General features: G+C 66.7%; 14 protein-coding genes. 7 read left to right on the forward strand and 7 right to left on the reverse strand.

Annotated elements, in window-relative coordinates; genetic code table 11:
• Positions 1-11: 11 nt before the first annotated feature.
• From tpiA to AC1DJH_RS22970, 6 genes are all read right to left on the reverse strand, one after another.
• On the reverse strand, positions 12-776 hold the full coding sequence (tpiA, locus tag AC1DJH_RS22945; protein ID WP_435436605.1) for a triose-phosphate isomerase: 765 nt from the start codon (positions 774-776) through the stop codon (positions 12-14).
• Between the two features lie 13 nt (positions 777-789).
• Positions 790-1788 carry an NAD(P)H-quinone oxidoreductase gene (locus AC1DJH_RS22950; RefSeq protein WP_478187281.1) on the reverse strand — a complete coding sequence of 333 codons (999 nt, stop codon included), beginning with the start codon at positions 1786-1788 and terminating at the stop codon, positions 790-792.
• A gap of 89 nt (positions 1789-1877) precedes the next feature.
• Positions 1878-4211, reverse strand: a complete 2334-nt coding sequence (gene pnp, locus AC1DJH_RS22955) for a polyribonucleotide nucleotidyltransferase (RefSeq protein ID WP_478187282.1) — start codon at positions 4209-4211, stop codon at positions 1878-1880.
• A 205-nt stretch (positions 4212-4416) separates the two neighbouring features.
• Positions 4417-4683, reverse strand: a complete 267-nt coding sequence (gene rpsO, locus AC1DJH_RS22960; protein ID WP_093128570.1) for a 30S ribosomal protein S15 — start codon at positions 4681-4683, stop codon at positions 4417-4419.
• Positions 4684-4818: 135 nt separating this feature from the next.
• Entirely contained in the window at positions 4819-5991 is a 1173-nt protein-coding gene (locus AC1DJH_RS22965) for a pyridoxal phosphate-dependent aminotransferase (RefSeq protein ID WP_478187283.1), read from the reverse strand.
• 30 nt (positions 5992-6021) lie between these two features.
• Complete coding sequence (locus AC1DJH_RS22970; protein WP_478187284.1) at positions 6022-7317, reverse strand: branched-chain amino acid ABC transporter substrate-binding protein; 1296 nt, start codon at positions 7315-7317, stop codon at positions 6022-6024.
• 124 nt (positions 7318-7441) lie between these two features.
• Here AC1DJH_RS22970 and AC1DJH_RS22975 point away from each other — a divergent pair, with 124 nt between their 5' ends.
• Positions 7442-7813 (forward strand): Hsp20/alpha crystallin family protein, encoded by a 372-nt coding sequence (locus tag AC1DJH_RS22975; protein WP_472120799.1) that lies wholly within the window; start codon positions 7442-7444, stop codon positions 7811-7813.
• Between the two features lie 189 nt (positions 7814-8002).
• A complete protein-coding gene (locus AC1DJH_RS22980) occupies positions 8003-8755 on the forward strand; it encodes an alpha/beta hydrolase-fold protein (protein ID WP_478187285.1) in 753 nt (250 codons plus the stop codon).
• Here AC1DJH_RS22980 and tsaD read toward each other — a convergent pair.
• On the reverse strand, positions 8694-9752 hold the full coding sequence (tsaD, locus tag AC1DJH_RS22985) for a tRNA (adenosine(37)-N6)-threonylcarbamoyltransferase complex transferase subunit TsaD (protein WP_478187286.1): 1059 nt from the start codon (positions 9750-9752) through the stop codon (positions 8694-8696). The two genes, AC1DJH_RS22980 and tsaD, sit on opposite strands and share 62 nt — an antisense overlap.
• 114 nt (positions 9753-9866) lie before the next feature.
• Between tsaD and AC1DJH_RS22990 the strand changes: the two genes are divergently transcribed.
• From AC1DJH_RS22990 to nirB, 5 genes are all read left to right on the forward strand, one after another.
• Entirely contained in the window at positions 9867-11129 is a 1263-nt protein-coding gene (locus AC1DJH_RS22990; protein ID WP_478187287.1) for a nitrate- and nitrite sensing domain-containing protein, read from the forward strand.
• Between the two features lie 360 nt (positions 11130-11489).
• Positions 11490-12734, forward strand: coding sequence for a CmpA/NrtA family ABC transporter substrate-binding protein (locus AC1DJH_RS22995; RefSeq protein ID WP_435484266.1), 1245 nt, complete (start codon positions 11490-11492; stop codon positions 12732-12734).
• A 10-nt stretch (positions 12735-12744) separates the two neighbouring features.
• Positions 12745-13662 (forward strand): nitrate ABC transporter permease, encoded by a 918-nt coding sequence (ntrB, locus tag AC1DJH_RS23000; RefSeq protein ID WP_478187288.1) that lies wholly within the window; start codon positions 12745-12747, stop codon positions 13660-13662.
• Positions 13663-13717: 55 nt separating this feature from the next.
• On the forward strand, positions 13718-14527 hold the full coding sequence (locus AC1DJH_RS23005) for an ABC transporter ATP-binding protein (protein WP_478187289.1): 810 nt from the start codon (positions 13718-13720) through the stop codon (positions 14525-14527).
• Positions 14528-14553: 26 nt separating this feature from the next.
• Positions 14554-17034, forward strand: coding sequence for a nitrite reductase large subunit NirB (gene nirB / locus AC1DJH_RS23010; protein ID WP_478187290.1), 2481 nt, complete (start codon positions 14554-14556; stop codon positions 17032-17034).
• Positions 17035-17045: the final 11 nt, after the last annotated feature.

A 17045-nucleotide genomic window follows, 5' to 3' on the forward strand; every position in this document is an offset into this window, starting at 1 on the left:
GCCGTTGCGCTTCAGCGCGCAGCGGCGGAAATGATCTGCAGAAAGTCGGGGGCCTTGAGCGACGCGCCGCCGATGAGGCCGCCGTCGATGTCGGCCTGCGCCAGCAACTCCGCGGCGTTGGCCGCATTCATGCTGCCGCCATAAAGAATCTGGATGCCCGCCGCATGCTCGCTGGCTGCGTGATGCAACTGCGCACGCAGCACTGCATGCACCGCCTGCGCCTGCGCCGGCGAGGCCGTCTTGCCCGTGCCGATGGCCCAGACGGGCTCGTACGCCACGACGATCTCGCTGATGCAATGGCCGTTCACATGGATCACCGCGGCCAGCTGGCGCTTGACGACCTCTTCGGTCTGCCCTGCTTCGCGCTGCGCCAGCGTCTCACCCACGCAGACGATCGGCGTGATGCCGTTCGCCAGCGCAGCAGCGGCCTTGGCCGCCACCGCGTCATCGGTTTCGCCATGGTACTGACGACGCTCGGAGTGACCGACGATCGCATAGCGCACGCCGAAATCCTTCAGCATCGCAGCCGACTGCTCGCCGGTGAACGCACCTTGCGGATGCGCCGAGATGTCCTGCGCACCCAGCGCCAGCGCCGGCGAACCCGCCAGCAGCGACTGCAGTTGCGCGAAGTACGGCGCGGGCGCGCACAGCGCGACATCGCAGGCCGCAGGGCTCTGGGCCAGGCCTTGCTGCAAGGCCTTCACCAGCGCCTCGTTGGCGGCCAGGCCGCCATTCATCTTCCAGTTGCCGGCGATCAGTTTCTTCTTGGTCGTCATCGCGTTTTCTTCTTCACCATGTCAGCACGATCTTGCCGATGTGCTGGTTCGACTCCATCAGCGTGTGAGCCTGGGCTGCGCCGCTGGGCTCGCCCGCTGCCGCAAAGGTGCTGTGGATCACGGGCTTGATCGCACCGTTTTCGAGCAGCGGCCACACCTTCTCGCGCAGCGCCCTGGCAATGGCACCCTTGAACGCCACGGGCCGCGGACGCAGCGTCGAGCCGGTGATCGTGAGACGCCTGCGCAGCACGAGGCCGGCATTGATCTCGCTCTTCACGCCACCCTGCACCGCGATGATCACGAGCCGGCCGTCTTCGGCCAGGCACTCGATCTCGCGCGCCACGTAGTCGCCGGCGACCATGTCGAGCACCACGTCCACGCCCTTGCCGCCCGTGAGCTTCTTCGCCTCTTCGACGAAATCGCTCGTGCGGTAATTGATGGCGTGGTCGGCGCCCAGCTTCTTGCAGGCTTCGCACTTGTCGTCGCTGCCGGCCGTGACGATCACGGTGGCACCGAGCGCCTTGGCCACCTGGATTGCCGTGACGCCAATGCCGCTGGAGCCGCCCTGGATCAGCAGCGTCTCGCCCTTTTGCAGGCGGCCGCGCTCGAACACATTGCTCCAGACGGTGAAGAAGGTCTCGGGCAGCGAAGCCGCATCGGCATCGCTCCAGCCCTTGGGCACCGGCAGGCATTGCGCCACAGGCGCCACGCACAGCTCGGCATAGCCGCCGCCCGCGACGAGCGCGCAGACGTGATCGCCGATCTTGAAGCCCGCCTCGGCCAGCGCCGCAGCGTCGCCCGACACGATCTCGCCGGCCACTTCGAGGCCCGGCAGGTCGGACGCACCGGGCGGCACGGGGTAGTGCCCCATGCGCTGCAGCACGTCCGGACGATTGACGCCACTTGCCGCAACGCGGATCAGCAGCTCGCCCGCGCCGGCCACCGGGTCGGGACGCTCCGCGACGCGCAGCACCTCAGGGGCGCCGTACGAAGTGATTTCAATGGCTTTCATGGTCTTTCGGCCTCCAACGCCCGCAGATGGGGCGAAGCTTGCTGTTCAAAAGATAGCAGCGGCGGCCTGGCGCCGCCGCTGCGCCCTTCTTACTCCTGAGGCTCGCGCGGGGCCTGTTGCTGCTCGCCGGCCGGGGCCTGCGGCTGCTCGTTGCGCGGCTGCTGTTGCTGGTCGTTGAAGCGCGGTGCGCGCTCGCCACGATCACCACCACGGTCGCCGCCGCGATCGCCACGGTCCGAACGCTCGCGGCGCTCGCCGCCACGGTCGCCGCGATCACCGCCACGGTCTTCGCGCGGCGGGCGCTCGCTGTATTCCATGCCGGCCGGACGCTCGGTCAGCGCCTTCATGGACAGCTTGACGCGGCCCTTTTCGTCCGTCTCGAGAACCTTGACCTTGACGATCTGGCCTTCGCTCAGATAGTCGGTCACCTTCTCGACGCGTTCGTGCGCGATCTGGCTGATGTGCAACAGGCCGTCCTTGCCGGGCAGCAGGTTGATGAGGGCGCCGAAGTCCAGGATCTTGGTGACCGGGCCCTCGTAGACCTTGCCGATTTCGACTTCGGCCGTGATCTGCTCGATGCGCTTCCTGGCCAGCTCGGCCTTTTCGGGATCGGTGGACGCGATGGTGATGAGGCCCGGATCTTCGTCGGAAATGTTGATCGTCGTGCCGGTCTCTTCCTGCAGACCGCGGATGACCGCGCCGCCCTTGCCGATCACGTCGCGGATCTTCTCGGGGTTGATGCGCATCGTGGTCAGGCGCGGTGCGAAGTTGGAGACTTCGGCCTTGGCCTCGCCCATGGCTTCCTGCATCTTGCCCAGGATGTGCATGCGCGCTTCCTTGGCTTGCGCCAACGCGACCTGCATGATTTCCTTGGTGATGCCCTGGATCTTGATGTCCATCTGCAGCGCGGTGATGCCGTTCGTGGTGCCCGCAACCTTGAAGTCCATGTCGCCCAGGTGATCTTCATCGCCCAGGATGTCGGTCAGCACGGCAAAGCGGTTGTCTTCCTTGATCAGGCCCATGGCGATGCCCGCCACGTGCGCCTTCATGGGCACGCCGGCGTCCATCATCGACAGGCAGCCGCCGCAGACCGAAGCCATCGACGAGGAGCCGTTCGACTCGGTGATTTCCGAGACCACGCGCACGGTGTACGGGAACTCTTCCTTGGTCGGCAGCACGGCGACGAGCGCGCGCTTGGCCAGGCGGCCGTGGCCGATTTCGCGGCGCTTGGTCGAGCCCATGCGGCCCACTTCGCCGGTGGCGAAGGGAGGCATGTTGTAGTGGAACAGGAAGCGGTCTTCGTACTCGCCGGCCAGCGCGTCGATGCGCTGTGCGTCGCGCTCGGTGCCCAGCGTGGTGATGACCAGCGCTTGCGTTTCACCGCGCGTGAACAGGGCCGAACCGTGGGTACGGGGCAGCACGGAGTTGCGGATCTCGATGGGGCGCACGGTGCGCGTGTCGCGCCCGTCGATGCGGGGTTCGCCCGACAGGATCTGGCTGCGAACGATCTTCGATTCGATGGAGAACAGCAGGTCGTTGACCTTGCCCGAATCGAAGGGCTCGCCGCTTTCCTTCAGCGCGCTCATGACGCTGGCGTTGGCTTCGCGCAGGGCTTGGGTGCGAGCTTGCTTGCTGCGGATCTGGTACACGGCGCGCAGCTTTTCTTCGGCCAGGCCCTTGACCTTGGCGACGAAGGCTTCGTCTTCGGCAGGCGCCTGCCAGTCCCACACCGGCTTGCCGGCGTCGCGCACGAGGTCATGGATCGCGTTGATGGCGATGCCGGCCTGTTCGTGACCGAACACCACGCCGCCCAGCATGATTTCTTCGCTCAGCTGCTGGGCTTCGGACTCGACCATCAGCACGGCGGCTTGCGTGCCGGCGACGACGAGGTCCATCTGCGAATCCTTGCGGGCCGTCTGACCCGGATTCAGCACGTACTGGCCGTTGATGTAGCCCACGCGGGCCGCACCGATCGGGCCGCTGAACGGAATGCCGGAAATCGACAGCGCGGCGCTCACCCCGATCATGGCGGCGATGTCAGCGTCGACTTCGGGGTTGAGCGACACGGTGTGGATGACCACGTGCACTTCGTTCAGGAAGCCTTCGGGGAACAGCGGGCGGATCGGACGGTCGATCAGGCGGCTGGTCAGCGTTTCGTGTTCGCTGGGCTTGGCTTCGCGCTTGAAGAAGCTGCCGGGAATCTTGCCTGCGGCGTAGGTCTTCTCGATGTAGTCGACGGTCAGCGGGAAGAAATCCTGACCCGGCTTGGCCGACTTGGAGGCGACCACGGTCGCCAGGATCACGGTGCCGTCGATGTCGACGAGCACGGCGCCATTGGCCTGACGGGCGACTTCGCCCGTTTCCATGACGACGGTCTTGTCGCCCCATTGGAACGACTTGGTGACTTTGTTGAAGAGGCTCATGTTTGCTCCTGTTTTGATAGCAGACCACACAGGATCTGCAAGGGCCGGAGGCTTCTCAGAACACGATGCCATTCCAGTGAAGATCGATTGAACTTCATTGGAATGACACAGCTTCGCTCTGTTTGGGCGCTCCGAAAAGTGGATCGCGAAGTAAAAAACGCCTGAGCTAGCGGACTAACCCAGGCGTTTTTTCATGCGATTCGGTTTACTTGCGCAGACCCAGCTTGGCGATCAGCGCGGTGTAACGTTCAGCGTTCTTCGACTTGAGGTAGTCGAGGAGCTTGCGGCGGCGGCTCACCATGCGCAGCAGACCGCGACGGCCGTGGTGGTCCTTGGCGTGGGTCTTGAAGTGGGGGGTGAGCTCGTTGATGCGGGCGGTCAGCAGTGCGACTTGCACTTCCGGGCTGCCCGTGTCGTTGGCGGCGCGGGCGTTGTCTTTGACGACTTCGGCCTTGATGGAGGCTGCGATCATGATGATTTCCTTGTTCCGGGATGTTTGACTTGCGGTGAGCGCTGGAACTGCCCTCACCGTGCGCCTTGCGGCATGCAAAGCCTCGGGATTATAGCCCGGGCCCGACTCCCCCCGGGCCGCAGGCCATTCGCGGGCTCAGCCCTGGCGCTGCGGCTGCTGTGCCAGCCAGTTGCGCAGGCGCTCCACCCCCGCCACCAGCCGCTGCGGGTCCTTCGACGCGAAGCACCAGCGCAGCCAGCCCTGCGCCTCGGGTGCAAAGGCGTTGCCCGGCGCAAGCCCCAGGCCGGCTTCGGCCACCAGCCGCTTTGCCACCTCGAGCGAGTCGCCGAAGCCTTCGAGCCGGAAGAAGGCGTACATGCCGCCCTTGGCCGACGCCACCTGCACGCCCGGCACGGCCGCCAGCAACGGCACCAGCGTGTCGCGGCACAGCTTCAGGTGCGCCACCACGCGGGGCGTGATCTCGCCCGTGTGCTCGATGGCAGTGACGGCGGCACGCTGCGTGAACACACTGGCGCACGAGGTGTTGAACTCGATCAGCTTGCCGATGCCGTCCACCATCGAGGGCGGAAGCACCAGCCAGCCCAGGCGCCAGCCGGTCATCAGGAAGCTCTTCGAGAAGCTGTGCGTCACGACGAGGCGATCGTCCGCTTTCGAGATGTCGAGGAAGCTCGGCGCGCAGCCATTGGCCGTCGGCTCGTAGTACAGCCGCTCGTACACCTCGTCGGCCAGGACCCAGGTGCCGGTCCGGCGGCAGTGGTCGAGCACGGCCTGCTGCTCGTCGCGCGTCATGGTCCAGCCCGTGGGATTGTTGGGCGCGTTGACGATCAGCAGCTTCGTCGTCGGCGTGACGGCTGCGCGCAGCGCCGGCAGGTCGAGCGTCCACTGCCCGTCCACCGGCACCAGCGGCAGCGTGCGGACCTGCGCGCCCATGATCGCGGGCTGCGCCGTGAGGTTGGGCCACACCGGCGTGACGGCGACCACCTCGTCGCCCGCATCGACCAGCGCCTGCACCGCGAGCATCAGCGCGCTCACGCCGCCCGAGGTCACGGCGATGCGCGAGGCGTCGACCGCCGGGTGCAGCGCGCTGGTGTAGCGCGCGATGGCCTGGCGCAACTCGGGCAGTCCGAGGTTGTGCGAATAGAAGGTCTCGCCGCGCTGCAGCGACTCGATGGCCGACTGGCGGATCACCTCGGGCGTGACTTCGTCGCTTTCGCCGAACCAGAACGCCAGCACGTCGCCGCGCCCCATGCCGGCGTTGGCGACTTCGCGGATCTTCGATGCTTCGAGGTTGTGGATGGCTTCACGCATGTCCTGTGTTCCTGGTGTTCGGGGGTTGGGTTACGAAGGTCTCTTCATCTTGCACGACGTCGGCAGCTCGGCGCGCTCGGGCGCGATGGTCTTCACCACGCGAAAGCCGTACCCGGAGCCCTCGACATCGAACTGCACGCCCGGCCTGCCCTGCCGGTCCATCACGCCCACCACGAGCTGCTGCTGGAACTGGTGATCGGTGGCGCGCATGCGGCCGCGCTGGCCGTAGAGGCTCACGTCGGCCTGTTCCAGTGCGCGCGCGAGCGGCACCGCATCGACGCTGCCCGCGCGTTCGACGGCCTGCGCAAGCGCCTCGACCATCAACTGCAGCCGCATGTGCACATAGTCGTCGGCCGGCTTCGGAAAACGTGCGCGAAAGGCGCGATAGAAGGCTTCCGACTGCGGGGTCTGCACGTTCGGCAGCCAGTCGGCCACCGCGATCACGCGGCCGATGCCCGCGTCGCCGATGGCGGCCGGCGCACCCAGCGCATTGCCGTAGAAGGTATAGAAGGTGCCGTTGAAACCCGCCTCGCGCGCGGCCTTCACCAGCAGCGTGAGGTCGTTGCCCCAGTTGCCCGTGACCACGGCCTGCGCGCCGCTGGCGATGATCTTGGTGGCATAGGGCGCGAAGTCCTTCACCTTGCCCATGGAATGCAGTTCGTCGCCGACGATCTCCACGTCGGGACGCTGCGCGCCGAGTTGCCTGCGCGCCTCGCGCAGCACCGCCTGCCCGAAGCTGTAGTCCTGCCCGATCAGGTACACGCGCTGGAGCGCGGCGTCGTCCTTCACCGCGGCCATCAGCGCGGCCACGCGCATGTCGGCATGCGCATCGAAGCGGAAGTGCCAGAAGCTGCAGCGCTCGTTGGTGAGCACCGGATCGACCGCCGCGTAGTTGAGAAAGATCACGCGCCGCGACGGATCGCGCTCGTTGTTCTTGTCGATGGCATCGACCAGCGCCGACGCAGTGGCCGACGAGTTGCCCTGCAGCACGATGCGCGCGCCGTCGTCCATCGCGGCGCGCAGCGCGGAAAGCGCTTCCTCGTTCTGACCCTTGCTGTCGTAGCGGTCGAGTTGCAGGGGCCGCGCACCGCCGGGCAGCTTGACGCCGCCGCGTGCGTTCACCCGCTCCACCGCCCACAGCAGGTTGCGAAACACCGCCTCGCCGGTGTTGGCGAACGGGCCGCTCATGCTTTCGATCAGGGCCAGGCGGATGGGTGCGGGAGGCGACGACGGCGCTGCTTGCGCCAGCGCGGCGAAGGGCCTCGCGCATAGCGCCAGCGCCGCGAATTTCAAGGCCTCGCGGCGCCAAATAAAGGGGGGATTCATTGTCTTGAAACGCGTGCGGCTGCGCCTAGATGAGGTGTCAAGCGGCACTCACGATTGAACGGCCGCGCAGTGTAAGGGACACACATTCCTTGTCCCCATTGTGTTGATTCAGGAGTTCTTCATCATGTTTTTCGCACCCACCATCCGCACCGCCCGCTTCGCTCCCCGCGCCTATGACCGCGCCTTCGAACGCTTCGCCAGCGAAGCCTTCGCCGGCACCGGCCGTTCGCCGCTCGTGGAACAGGACGACACCAGCTGGACCCTGTCGCTCGACGTGCCTGGCCTCGCTCGCGAAGACCTCGTCATCAACATCGAAGGCCCCGTGGTGCGCATCGACAGCAAGGCCGAAGCCAAGCGCCAGTTCAAGGCCGCCTACGAGCTGCCGCTGGACATCGACGTGACCGCGAGCGACGCCAAGCTCGAGAACGGCGTGCTCACGCTCAAGCTCGGCAAGCGCGTTCCGGTGAGCACGGCCGCGCAGTTGCAAATCAACTAGTTCGGCCCAAGCCCACAAGAAGAAAGTGTCACCAAAGGTTCACTTTGACTTTGAACATGCTCCCTATCCACAATAGGGCCGCATAACGTCACATCATGTGACGTTTTCTTAGTACTTTCTTCTTCGTGGGCGTCTCGTAAACGCATCGAGTTCCATGACGGTGCGGGTCGGGTGCCCCCTCACGGCACCATGCAAACACATCTCCAACCCGCCAGTCCCGACGAACAGTCAGACACGCTCCTGATCTTCCTGCCGGGTGCGTACCTCAAGCCCGACGAGTTCGAGCGAGAGGGATTCATCGCCGCAGTGCGCGAACGCCACCTGGCAGCCGATGCGTTGCTGGTCGATGCGGACGTCTCCTACTACTACGAGCAGACCCTGAGCGACCGCCTGCACGCCGATGTCATCGAGCCGCAGCGCGCCAAGGGCTACAAGTCGATCTGGCTCGTGGGCATTTCCATCGGCGGCTTCGGCGCCTTGATCCACGAGCTGGCGCGCCCGGGCTCGGTGGACGGCATCGTGGCCCTGGCGCCCTACCTCGGGCGGCGCGTGCTCGGCGCGGAGATCAAGAAGGCCGGCGGCCTGCGCACATGGCAGGCCCCGACCGGCCCGCAGCCCGACGAGGAACCCGACCGCAAGCTGTGGCCCTTCTTCCAGCAGTACCTGCAGGACCAGACCTCGAAGGACCTGCCGCCGCTCTACCTGGGGTTCGGTCTCGAGGACCGCTTCGTCAACAACCACAGGCTGCTGGCCGACGCCCTGCCGTCGGGACAGGTATTCACCACCGAAGGCGGCCACGACTGGCCGCAATGGCGCCAGCTCTGGCGCAACATGCTCGACGTGCTGCCGCTGCCGTCGATCGGCCGAGCACGCCAACCGGTTACGCAGTCTCTGACAGCGTTGCCTCGGGCGACAGCGACGCCATGGGCCATCGCGGCTTGACGTCGAACGCGTAGCGCTCGCTGGCCTGCGACAGGCCGGATTGCAGGCGCATCGCGGCAGCCATGGCGATCATGGCGCCGTTGTCGGTGCACAGGTGCAGCTCGGGGTAGTGCACGCGCACCCGGCGCTTGGCGCAGGCGGCATTCAGTTGCTCGCGCAGATTCGCGTTGGCCCCCACCCCACCCGCCACCACCAGGCGTTTCAACCCGGTCTGGTCGAGCGCGGCGAGCGATTTCTTCAGCAGCACCTCGACGATGGCCGCCTGCGTGGACGCCGCCAGGTCGGCCTTGTTCGCCTCCAGCGTGTCGCCGAGCTTCTTGGCCTGCGTGAGCACGGCGGTCTTCAGTCCGGCGAACGAGAAGTCGAGGTCGCCGCTGTGCAGCAGCGGGCGCGGCAGCTTGAAGGCCGTGGCATTGCCGCCCTCGGCCAGCTTCGCGAGCCACGGGCCGCCGGGGTACGGCAGGCCCATGAGCTTGGCGCTCTTGTCGAAGGCCTCGCCGGCCGCGTCGTCGATGGTCTCGCCGAGCAACGCGTAGCGGCCTACGCCGTCCACCCGCATCAGCTGCGTGTGGCCGCCCGACACCAGCAGCGCGACGAACGGGAACTCCGGCGGATCGGTGCTCAGGAACGGCGACAGCAGGTGCCCTTCGAGGTGATGCACGCCCAACACCGGCTTGCCCAGCGCCACGCCCAGCGCGCAGGCCACGCCGGCGCCCACGAGCAGCGCGCCCGCCAGGCCCGGGCCGCGCGTGTACGCCACCACGTCGATGTCGGCGAGCGAACGGCCGGCCTCGGCCATGACGGCTTCGGTCAGCGGCAACACGCGGCGGATGTGGTCGCGGCTGGCCAGTTCGGGCACCACGCCGCCGTAGGCCTGGTGCATGGCGATCTGGCTGTGCAGCGCGTGCGAAAGCAGCACCGGCAGCGCGTCGCCGTGCGACTCGACCAGCGCCACGCCGGTTTCATCGCAGGATGATTCGATTCCCAACAAGAGCATGCCGCCGAGTGTAGGTGGCGCCTGCCGCGCCCGTCCCGCGAAGGGACAAGCGCGCGCCGGAGGCACGGATGTTGCAATACTTGAAACGACCCTGCGCATTCCCCGCGCCCCACCATGAAATCCGGACTGAGCTTCCTCATCGCCGCACGCCGCTGCGAAATCGACGAACTGGACCAGCTCGCCCGCACCAGCGAGCTGGTGAGCGTGATCGGCCGCCTGGTGCACGCGCTGCAGCGCGAGCGCGGCATGTCGAACATCTTCCTCGCCACCCGCGGCGCCCGCTTCGCGGAACAGCGCGGCCCGCAGATCGCCGAATGCCTGGCGCTCGAGCAAGAGGTGCGCGCCGGTTTCGACCAACTGGCAACCGAGGACCACCGCGGCGTGGGCGCGGGCAACGGCGCGCGACTGTTCAGCCGCATCGCCTTCGTGCTGCCGGGGCTGGACGCACTGCCCGCCTTGCGCCGCCGCATCGACGCACTGGAACTCAAGCCGGCACAGGCGGTCGCGGCCTTCGCCAAGCTGATCGCCGGCCTGTTGTCGGTGGTGTTCGAAGCGGCCGACGGCGCCGCCGACCCCGAAATCTCGCGCCTGCTTGTCGCAATGTTCAACTTCATGCAGGGCAAGGAGTTCGCCGGCCAGGAGCGCGCTTTCGGGGCCGCCGCGCTCGCGCTGGGCCGAAGCGACGAGGCGCAGCGCCTGCAATGGCTGCACCTGATCGAGTCGCAGGAGCGTTGCTTCCAGGTCTTCACCGACTTTTCGGGCGACACCGTGCTCGCGCTGTGGCGCGACAGCCAGCCCGACGCCATGCTGGCCGAGCTGGAGCGCATGCGGCGGCGCGGCGCTTCCCCCGCACAGGCCGACGCCCCGCTGAGCCAGGCCTGGTTCGACTGCTGCACCCGCCGCATCGACGCCATGAAGACGGTGGAAGACCGCCTGGCCGCCGACCTGCGCGCCCTGTGCGAGCACAAGACCGCGCAGGCGCGCCACGAGCTGCAGGAGTACCAGCAAGTGCTCGACACGCTGGTCCCGCAGGCCGGCGCGCTGTTCTTCGACGACGCCGACGCCCAGGCCGCCGCGCCCGCGCAGTTCGGCCGGCACCTGGAGCGCTCGGTGGTCGACATGGTCCGCGAGCAGTCGCTGCGCCTGCAGGCCATGAGCGACGAGCTCGAGACCGTGCGCGCCTCGCTCAACGAACGCAAGGTCGTCGAGCGTGCCAAGGGCCTGCTGATGGCGCACCGCCGCCTCAGCGAAGAAGACGCGCACAAGATGCTGCGCCAGACCGCCATGAACCAGAACCGGCGGCTCGTGGACGTGGCCGAGTCGATGCTGGCCATGGCCGACTACCTGCCCGTGGTCGACCGCGCGCCACCGCGCTGAAACGCAAAGGGCAAAGGTTTCAACTTGGTGCAGCGCACAACAAACGTGCCCGCGCCGGTTTCATAGGCCAATGCGGCGCTTGGCCGCGTCGACAGGCCGCGTCACGCTTCTTTATTGATAGCAAACCGGTGGCCTGACCAGCTGGCACAGTGTTTGCGTGTAAGCATGCCTACAGACCCCCCAATGGGTCTTCAGGCAGGCGGCACCCAACGGCGGGTGCTTCCCACTGACCGGACAAAGGCGTCCCCATCCCGCAAGGGCTCGTTCTCGAGCAGCCCCTGCGCGGTGCGGACGCCTTTTTTCGTTTCCGTTTTGGTTTCGTCTTTTCTGTTTGTTCGTCTTCCACCGGAGCCCCGCCCCATGACCGATCTGCTCAAAACCCGCCTCAGCCGACGCCGCGTATTGCAAGCCGCCGCGATCGGCGCCGTGGGCATCGACCCCGCCCTGCGCTCGGCCGTCTGGGCCGCGGGCTCGGACAAGCCCGAGAAGGAAGAAGTGAAGATCGGCTTCATTCCGCTGACCGACTGCGCCAGCGTGGTCATGGCCTCGGTGCTGGGCATCGACAAGAAATACGGCGTGAAGATCGTCCCCAGCAAGGAAGCCAGCTGGGCCGGCGTGCGCGACAAGCTCGTCAACGGCGAGCTCGACTTCGCCCATGTGCTCTACGGCCTCGTCTACGGCGTGCACGTGGGCGCCGGCGGCCCGAAGAAGGACATGGCCGTGCTTATGACCCTGAACAACAACGGCCAGGCCATCACGCTGTCGAAGAAGCTGGCAGACAAGGGGGCCGTCGATGCCGCCTCGCTGGCCAAGCTCATCGCCACCGAGAAGCGCGAATACACCTTCGCCCAGACCTTCCCCACCGGCACCCACGCCATGTGGCTGTACTACTGGCTCGCCTCGGCCGGCATCGATCCCTTCAAGGACGTGAAGAACATCACCGTGCCGCCGCCGCAGATGGTGGCCAACATGCGCATCGGCAACATGGACGGCTACTGCGTGGGCGAGCCCTGGGGCCAGCGCGCGATCATGGACGGCATCGGCATCACGGCCATCACCACGCAGGACATCTGGAAAGACCACCCCGAGAAGGTGCTGGGCACCACCGGCGACTTCGTCAAGAAGTACCCCAACACCGCGCGCGCCGTGACCGCGGCCATCCTGGAGGCCGGCAAGTGGATCGACGCCGGCCTGCAGAACAAGAACAAGATGGCCGAGACCATCGCCGACAAGAGCTACGTCAACACCAGCGTGGACGCCATCAACCAGCGCATCCTGGGCCGCTACACCAACGGCCTGGGCAAGAGCTGGGACGACCCCAACCACATGAAGTTCTACAACGACGGCGCCGTGAACTTCCCCTACCTGTCGGACGGCATGTGGTTCCTCACGCAGCACAAGCGCTGGGGCCTGCTGAAGGAACACCCCGACTACCTGAAGGTGGCCACTGAGATCAACCGCATCGACATCTACAAGCAGGCCGCCGCCGCCACGCAGACGCCGGTGCCCAAGGACGCGATGCGCACCAGCAAGCTGTTCGACGGCACGGTGTGGGACGGCAAGGATCCGAAGAAGTACGCCGAGTCTTTCAAGCTGCATGCCTGAGGAGAACACCATGGTCAGCGCTGTCTTTCATTCGCCCCTCGATGCGTCTCTCCCCCTGCCGCCCGCGCCAGCGCGTGCGGCTGAGGCCCCTCAACCTGCGGCCGCCCCCGCGGTGCAGGGAGAGCCAAGGCAACGCACGCCCCTGGACCTGCGCGCCTTCTGGATGCGCGTGCTGCCGCCGCTCGCGGGCTTCGGCCTGCTGCTGCTGGTGTGGGAACTCATTGCCGTGAACAGCACCACCGGCTTTCCCACGCCGCTCGCGGTGTGGCACCAGGCCGTGACCGTGTTCAGCGACCCGTTCTACAGCAAGGGCCCCAACGACCAGGGGGTGGGCTGGAACGTGCTCTCGTCGCTCCAGCGCGTGGCGCTGGGCTTCGGCCTGGCGGCGCTGGTGGGCATTCCGGCGGGCTTCGCCATCGGGCGCTTCGAGTTCCTCGCGCGCATGTTCAACCCGCTCATCAGCCTGCTGCGCCCGGTGTCCCCGCTGGCCTGGCTGCCGATCGGCCTGCTGGTGTTCAAGGGCGCCAACCCGGCGGCCATCTGGACCATCTTCATCTGCTCGATCTGGCCGATGGTCATCAACACCGCCGTGGGCGTGCAGCGCGTGCCCAGCGACTACATGAACGTGGCCAAGGTGCTGAACCTGAGCGAATGGAAGATCCTCACCAAGATTTTGTTCCCCGCCGTGCTGCCGTACATGCTGACCGGCGTGCGGCTGGCCGTGGGCACCGCCTGGCTGGTGATCGTGGCGGCCGAGATGCTCACGGGCGGCGTGGGCATCGGCTTCTGGGTGTGGGACGAGTGGAACAACCTCAACGTCGCCAACATCATCATCGCGATCTTCGTGATCGGCATCGTCGGCCTGGTGCTGGAGTTCGCGCTCATCAAGCTCGCCACGGCCTTCACGTTCGAAGAGGTGAAATCATGAGCCGCACGGCCGCTCCAAAGGCGAATACCGCAGCGCTGCTGCGCGGAGGTTTCCAATGAACGACGACAGCAAGTACATCGAGATCCACGACGTCGAGCAGGCGTTCAAGACGCCCAAGGGCCGCTTCGTGGCGCTGCGCGACGTGAACCTGAACGTGGCCAAGGGCGAGTTCATCACGCTCATCGGCCACTCGGGCTGCGGCAAGTCGACGCTGCTGAACCTGATTGCCGGGCTCACCACGCCCACCCAGGGCGTGCTGCTGTGCGCCAACAGGGAAATCAAGGGCCCCGGCCCCGAGCGCGCGGTGGTGTTCCAGAACCATTCGCTGCTGCCCTGGCTCACCTGCTTCGAGAACGTGTACCTCGCCGTCGAACGCGTGTTCGCGGCCACCGAAGGCAAGGCGCAGCTGCGCGAACGCACCGATGCGGCGCTGGCGCTGGTGGGCCTCACGCCCGCCGCGCAGAAGCGGCCCGGCGAGATTTCCGGCGGCATGAAGCAGCGCGTGGGCATTGCGCGCGCACTGTCGATGGAGCCCAAGGTGCTGTTGATGGACGAGCCCTTCGGCGCGCTCGACGCGCTCACCCGCGCCAAGCTGCAGGACGAGCTGCTCGCCATCGTGCAGAAGACGCACAGCACCGTGGTCATGGTGACGCACGACGTCGACGAGGCCGTGCTGCTGAGCGACCGCATCGTGATGCTCACCAACGGCCCGGCCGCCACCATCGGCGATGTGCTGGCGGTGGACATTGCGCGCCCGCGCAACCGCGTGGCGCTGGCCGAAGACCCGGCCTATGTGCATGCCCGCAAGGCCGTCATCGATTTCCTCTACACGCGCCAGGCGCATGTGGAAAAAACGGCCGCCTGAGGCAGCTTTCGCAGGAGCACAACACCATGGACATGCGTGTGAAAAAACAGAAGCTCGTGATGGTCGGCAACGGCATGGCCGGCGTGCGCACCATCGAGGAACTGCTCAAGGTAGAGCCCGACCTGTACGACATCACGGTGTTCGGCGCGGAGCCGCACCCCAACTACAACCGCATCCTGCTGTCGCCCGTGCTGGCGGGCGAACAGACGGTGGAAGAGATCATCCTCAACCCCTGGGCCTGGTACGAAGAGAACGGCATCACGCTGCACGCCGGCAAGAAGGTGGCGAGCGTCGACCGCGTGAAGCGCGTCGTGCGCGCCGAGGACGGCACCGAGGCCGCCTACGACCGCCTGCTGCTGTGCACCGGCTCCAACCCCTTCATGCTGCCCGTGCCGGGCGCCAGGCTCGAAGGCGTCATTGCCTACCGGGACATCGCCGACACCAACCTCATGATCGAGACCGCGAAGACGCACAAGCACGCGGTCGTCATCGGCGGCGGGCTGCTCGGGCTCGAAGCCGCCAACGGACTCATGAAGCGCGGCATGCAGGTCACGGTGGTTCACGTCATGCCCTGGCTCATGGAGCGCCAGCTCGACGAGGTGGCGGGCAAGCTGCTGCAGAAGTCGCTGGAAGACCGCGGCATGAAGTTCCTGATCGGCGCGCAGACGCAGGCGCTGGTCGGTGACGCCGACGACGGCAAGGCCGGCCGGGTCAAATCCATCCGCTTCAAGGACGGCCTCGAAGTGCCGACCGACCTCGTGGTCATGGCCGTGGGCATCCGCCCCAACACCGCACTGGCCGAGAGCATGCGCCTGCACGTCAACCGCGGCATCGTGGTGACGGACACCATGCAGACGGTGACCGACGCGCGCATCTACTCGGTGGGCGAATGCGCGGCGCACCGCGGCATTGCCTATGGGCTGGTGGCACCGCTGTTCGAACAGGCCAAGGTGGCGGCCAACCACCTTGCGATGTTCGGCATCGGCCGCTACATGGGCTCGCTCACCTCCACCAAGCTCAAGGTCACGGGCATCGACCTGTTCAGCGCGGGCGACTTCCAGGGCGGCGAAGGCACCGAGGAAATCGTCATGAGCGACCCCTTCGGCGGCGTGTACAAGAAGCTGGTGATCAAGGACGACAAGCTCGTGGGCGCCTGCCTGTACGGCGACACGGTGGACGGCAGCTGGTACTTCAAGCTGTTGCGCGACGGGCGCAGCGTGCACGACATCCGCGACAAGCTGATGTTCGGGGAATCGAACATCGGCGACACCGGCCACGAAGGCCACAGCAAGGCCGCGAGCATGCCCGACGACGCCGAAGTGTGCGGCTGCAACGGCGTGAGCAAGGGCACGATCTGCAAGGCCATCAAGGACAAGGGCCTGTTCACGCTCGACGAGGTGAAGAAGCACACCAAGGCCAGCGCCAGTTGCGGCTCCTGCACCGGGCTGGTCGAGCAGATCCTGATGTTCACCGCCGGCGGCGACTACTCGGCCACGCCGAAGAAAAAGGCCGTGTGCGGCTGCACCGATGCGAGCCACCAGGACGTGCGCGACGCCATCCGCAAGGAGCACTACCTCACGCACGACGAGGTGTACCGCAACCTCGGCTGGCGCACGCCCAACGGCTGCGCCACCTGCCGCCCTGCGGTCAACTACTACCTGATCAGCACCTGGCCGAAAGAGGCGAAGGACGACCCGCAGAGCCGCTTCGTCAACGAGCGGAGCCACGCCAACATCCAGAAGGACGGCAGCTACTCGGTCATTCCGCGCATGTGGGGCGGCCACACCACGCCCGACGAACTGCGGCGCATCGCCGACGCGGCCGACAAGTACAAGATTCCGACCGTCAAGGTCACGGGCGGACAGCGCATCGACCTGCTGGGCGTGAAGAAGGAAGACCTGGAGGGCGTGTGGAAGGACATCGGCATGCCCAGCGGCTTCGCCTACGCCAAGTCGCTGCGCACGGTGAAGACCTGCGTGGGCAGCGAGTGGTGCCGCTTCGGCACGCAGGACTCCACCCAGATGGGCAAGGACCTGGAGCGCGCGCTGTGGGCCATGTACGCGCCGCACAAGGTCAAGCTGGCCGTGTCGGGGTGCCCGCGCAACTGCGCGGAATCGGGCATCAAGGACGTGGGCGTGATCGGTGTCGACTCGGGCTGGGAGCTGTACGTGGGCGGCAACGGCGGCATCAAGACCGAGGTGGCGCAGTTCCTCGTCAAGGTGAAGACCAGCGAGGAAGTGATGGAGTACGCAGGCTCCTTCCTGCAGCTGTACCGCGAGGAAGGCTGGTACCTGGAGCGCACGGTGCACTACATCGCCCGCGTGGGCCTGGACTACGTGAAGAAGAAGATCCTGGACGACGCCGCAGGCCGTAAGGCGCTGTGGGAGCGGTTGCAGTTCGCGCTCGACGGCGAGCCCGACCCGTGGTTCGAATCGGCGCAGGCCTCGGTGGACGTGCGGCAGTTCGCGCCGCTGGCTGTCGCCGACAACGCCGCGCAGCCGGCGTGAAGGGAAACACC

It is taken from the genome of Variovorax sp. 10N412, from assembly GCF_056394985.1.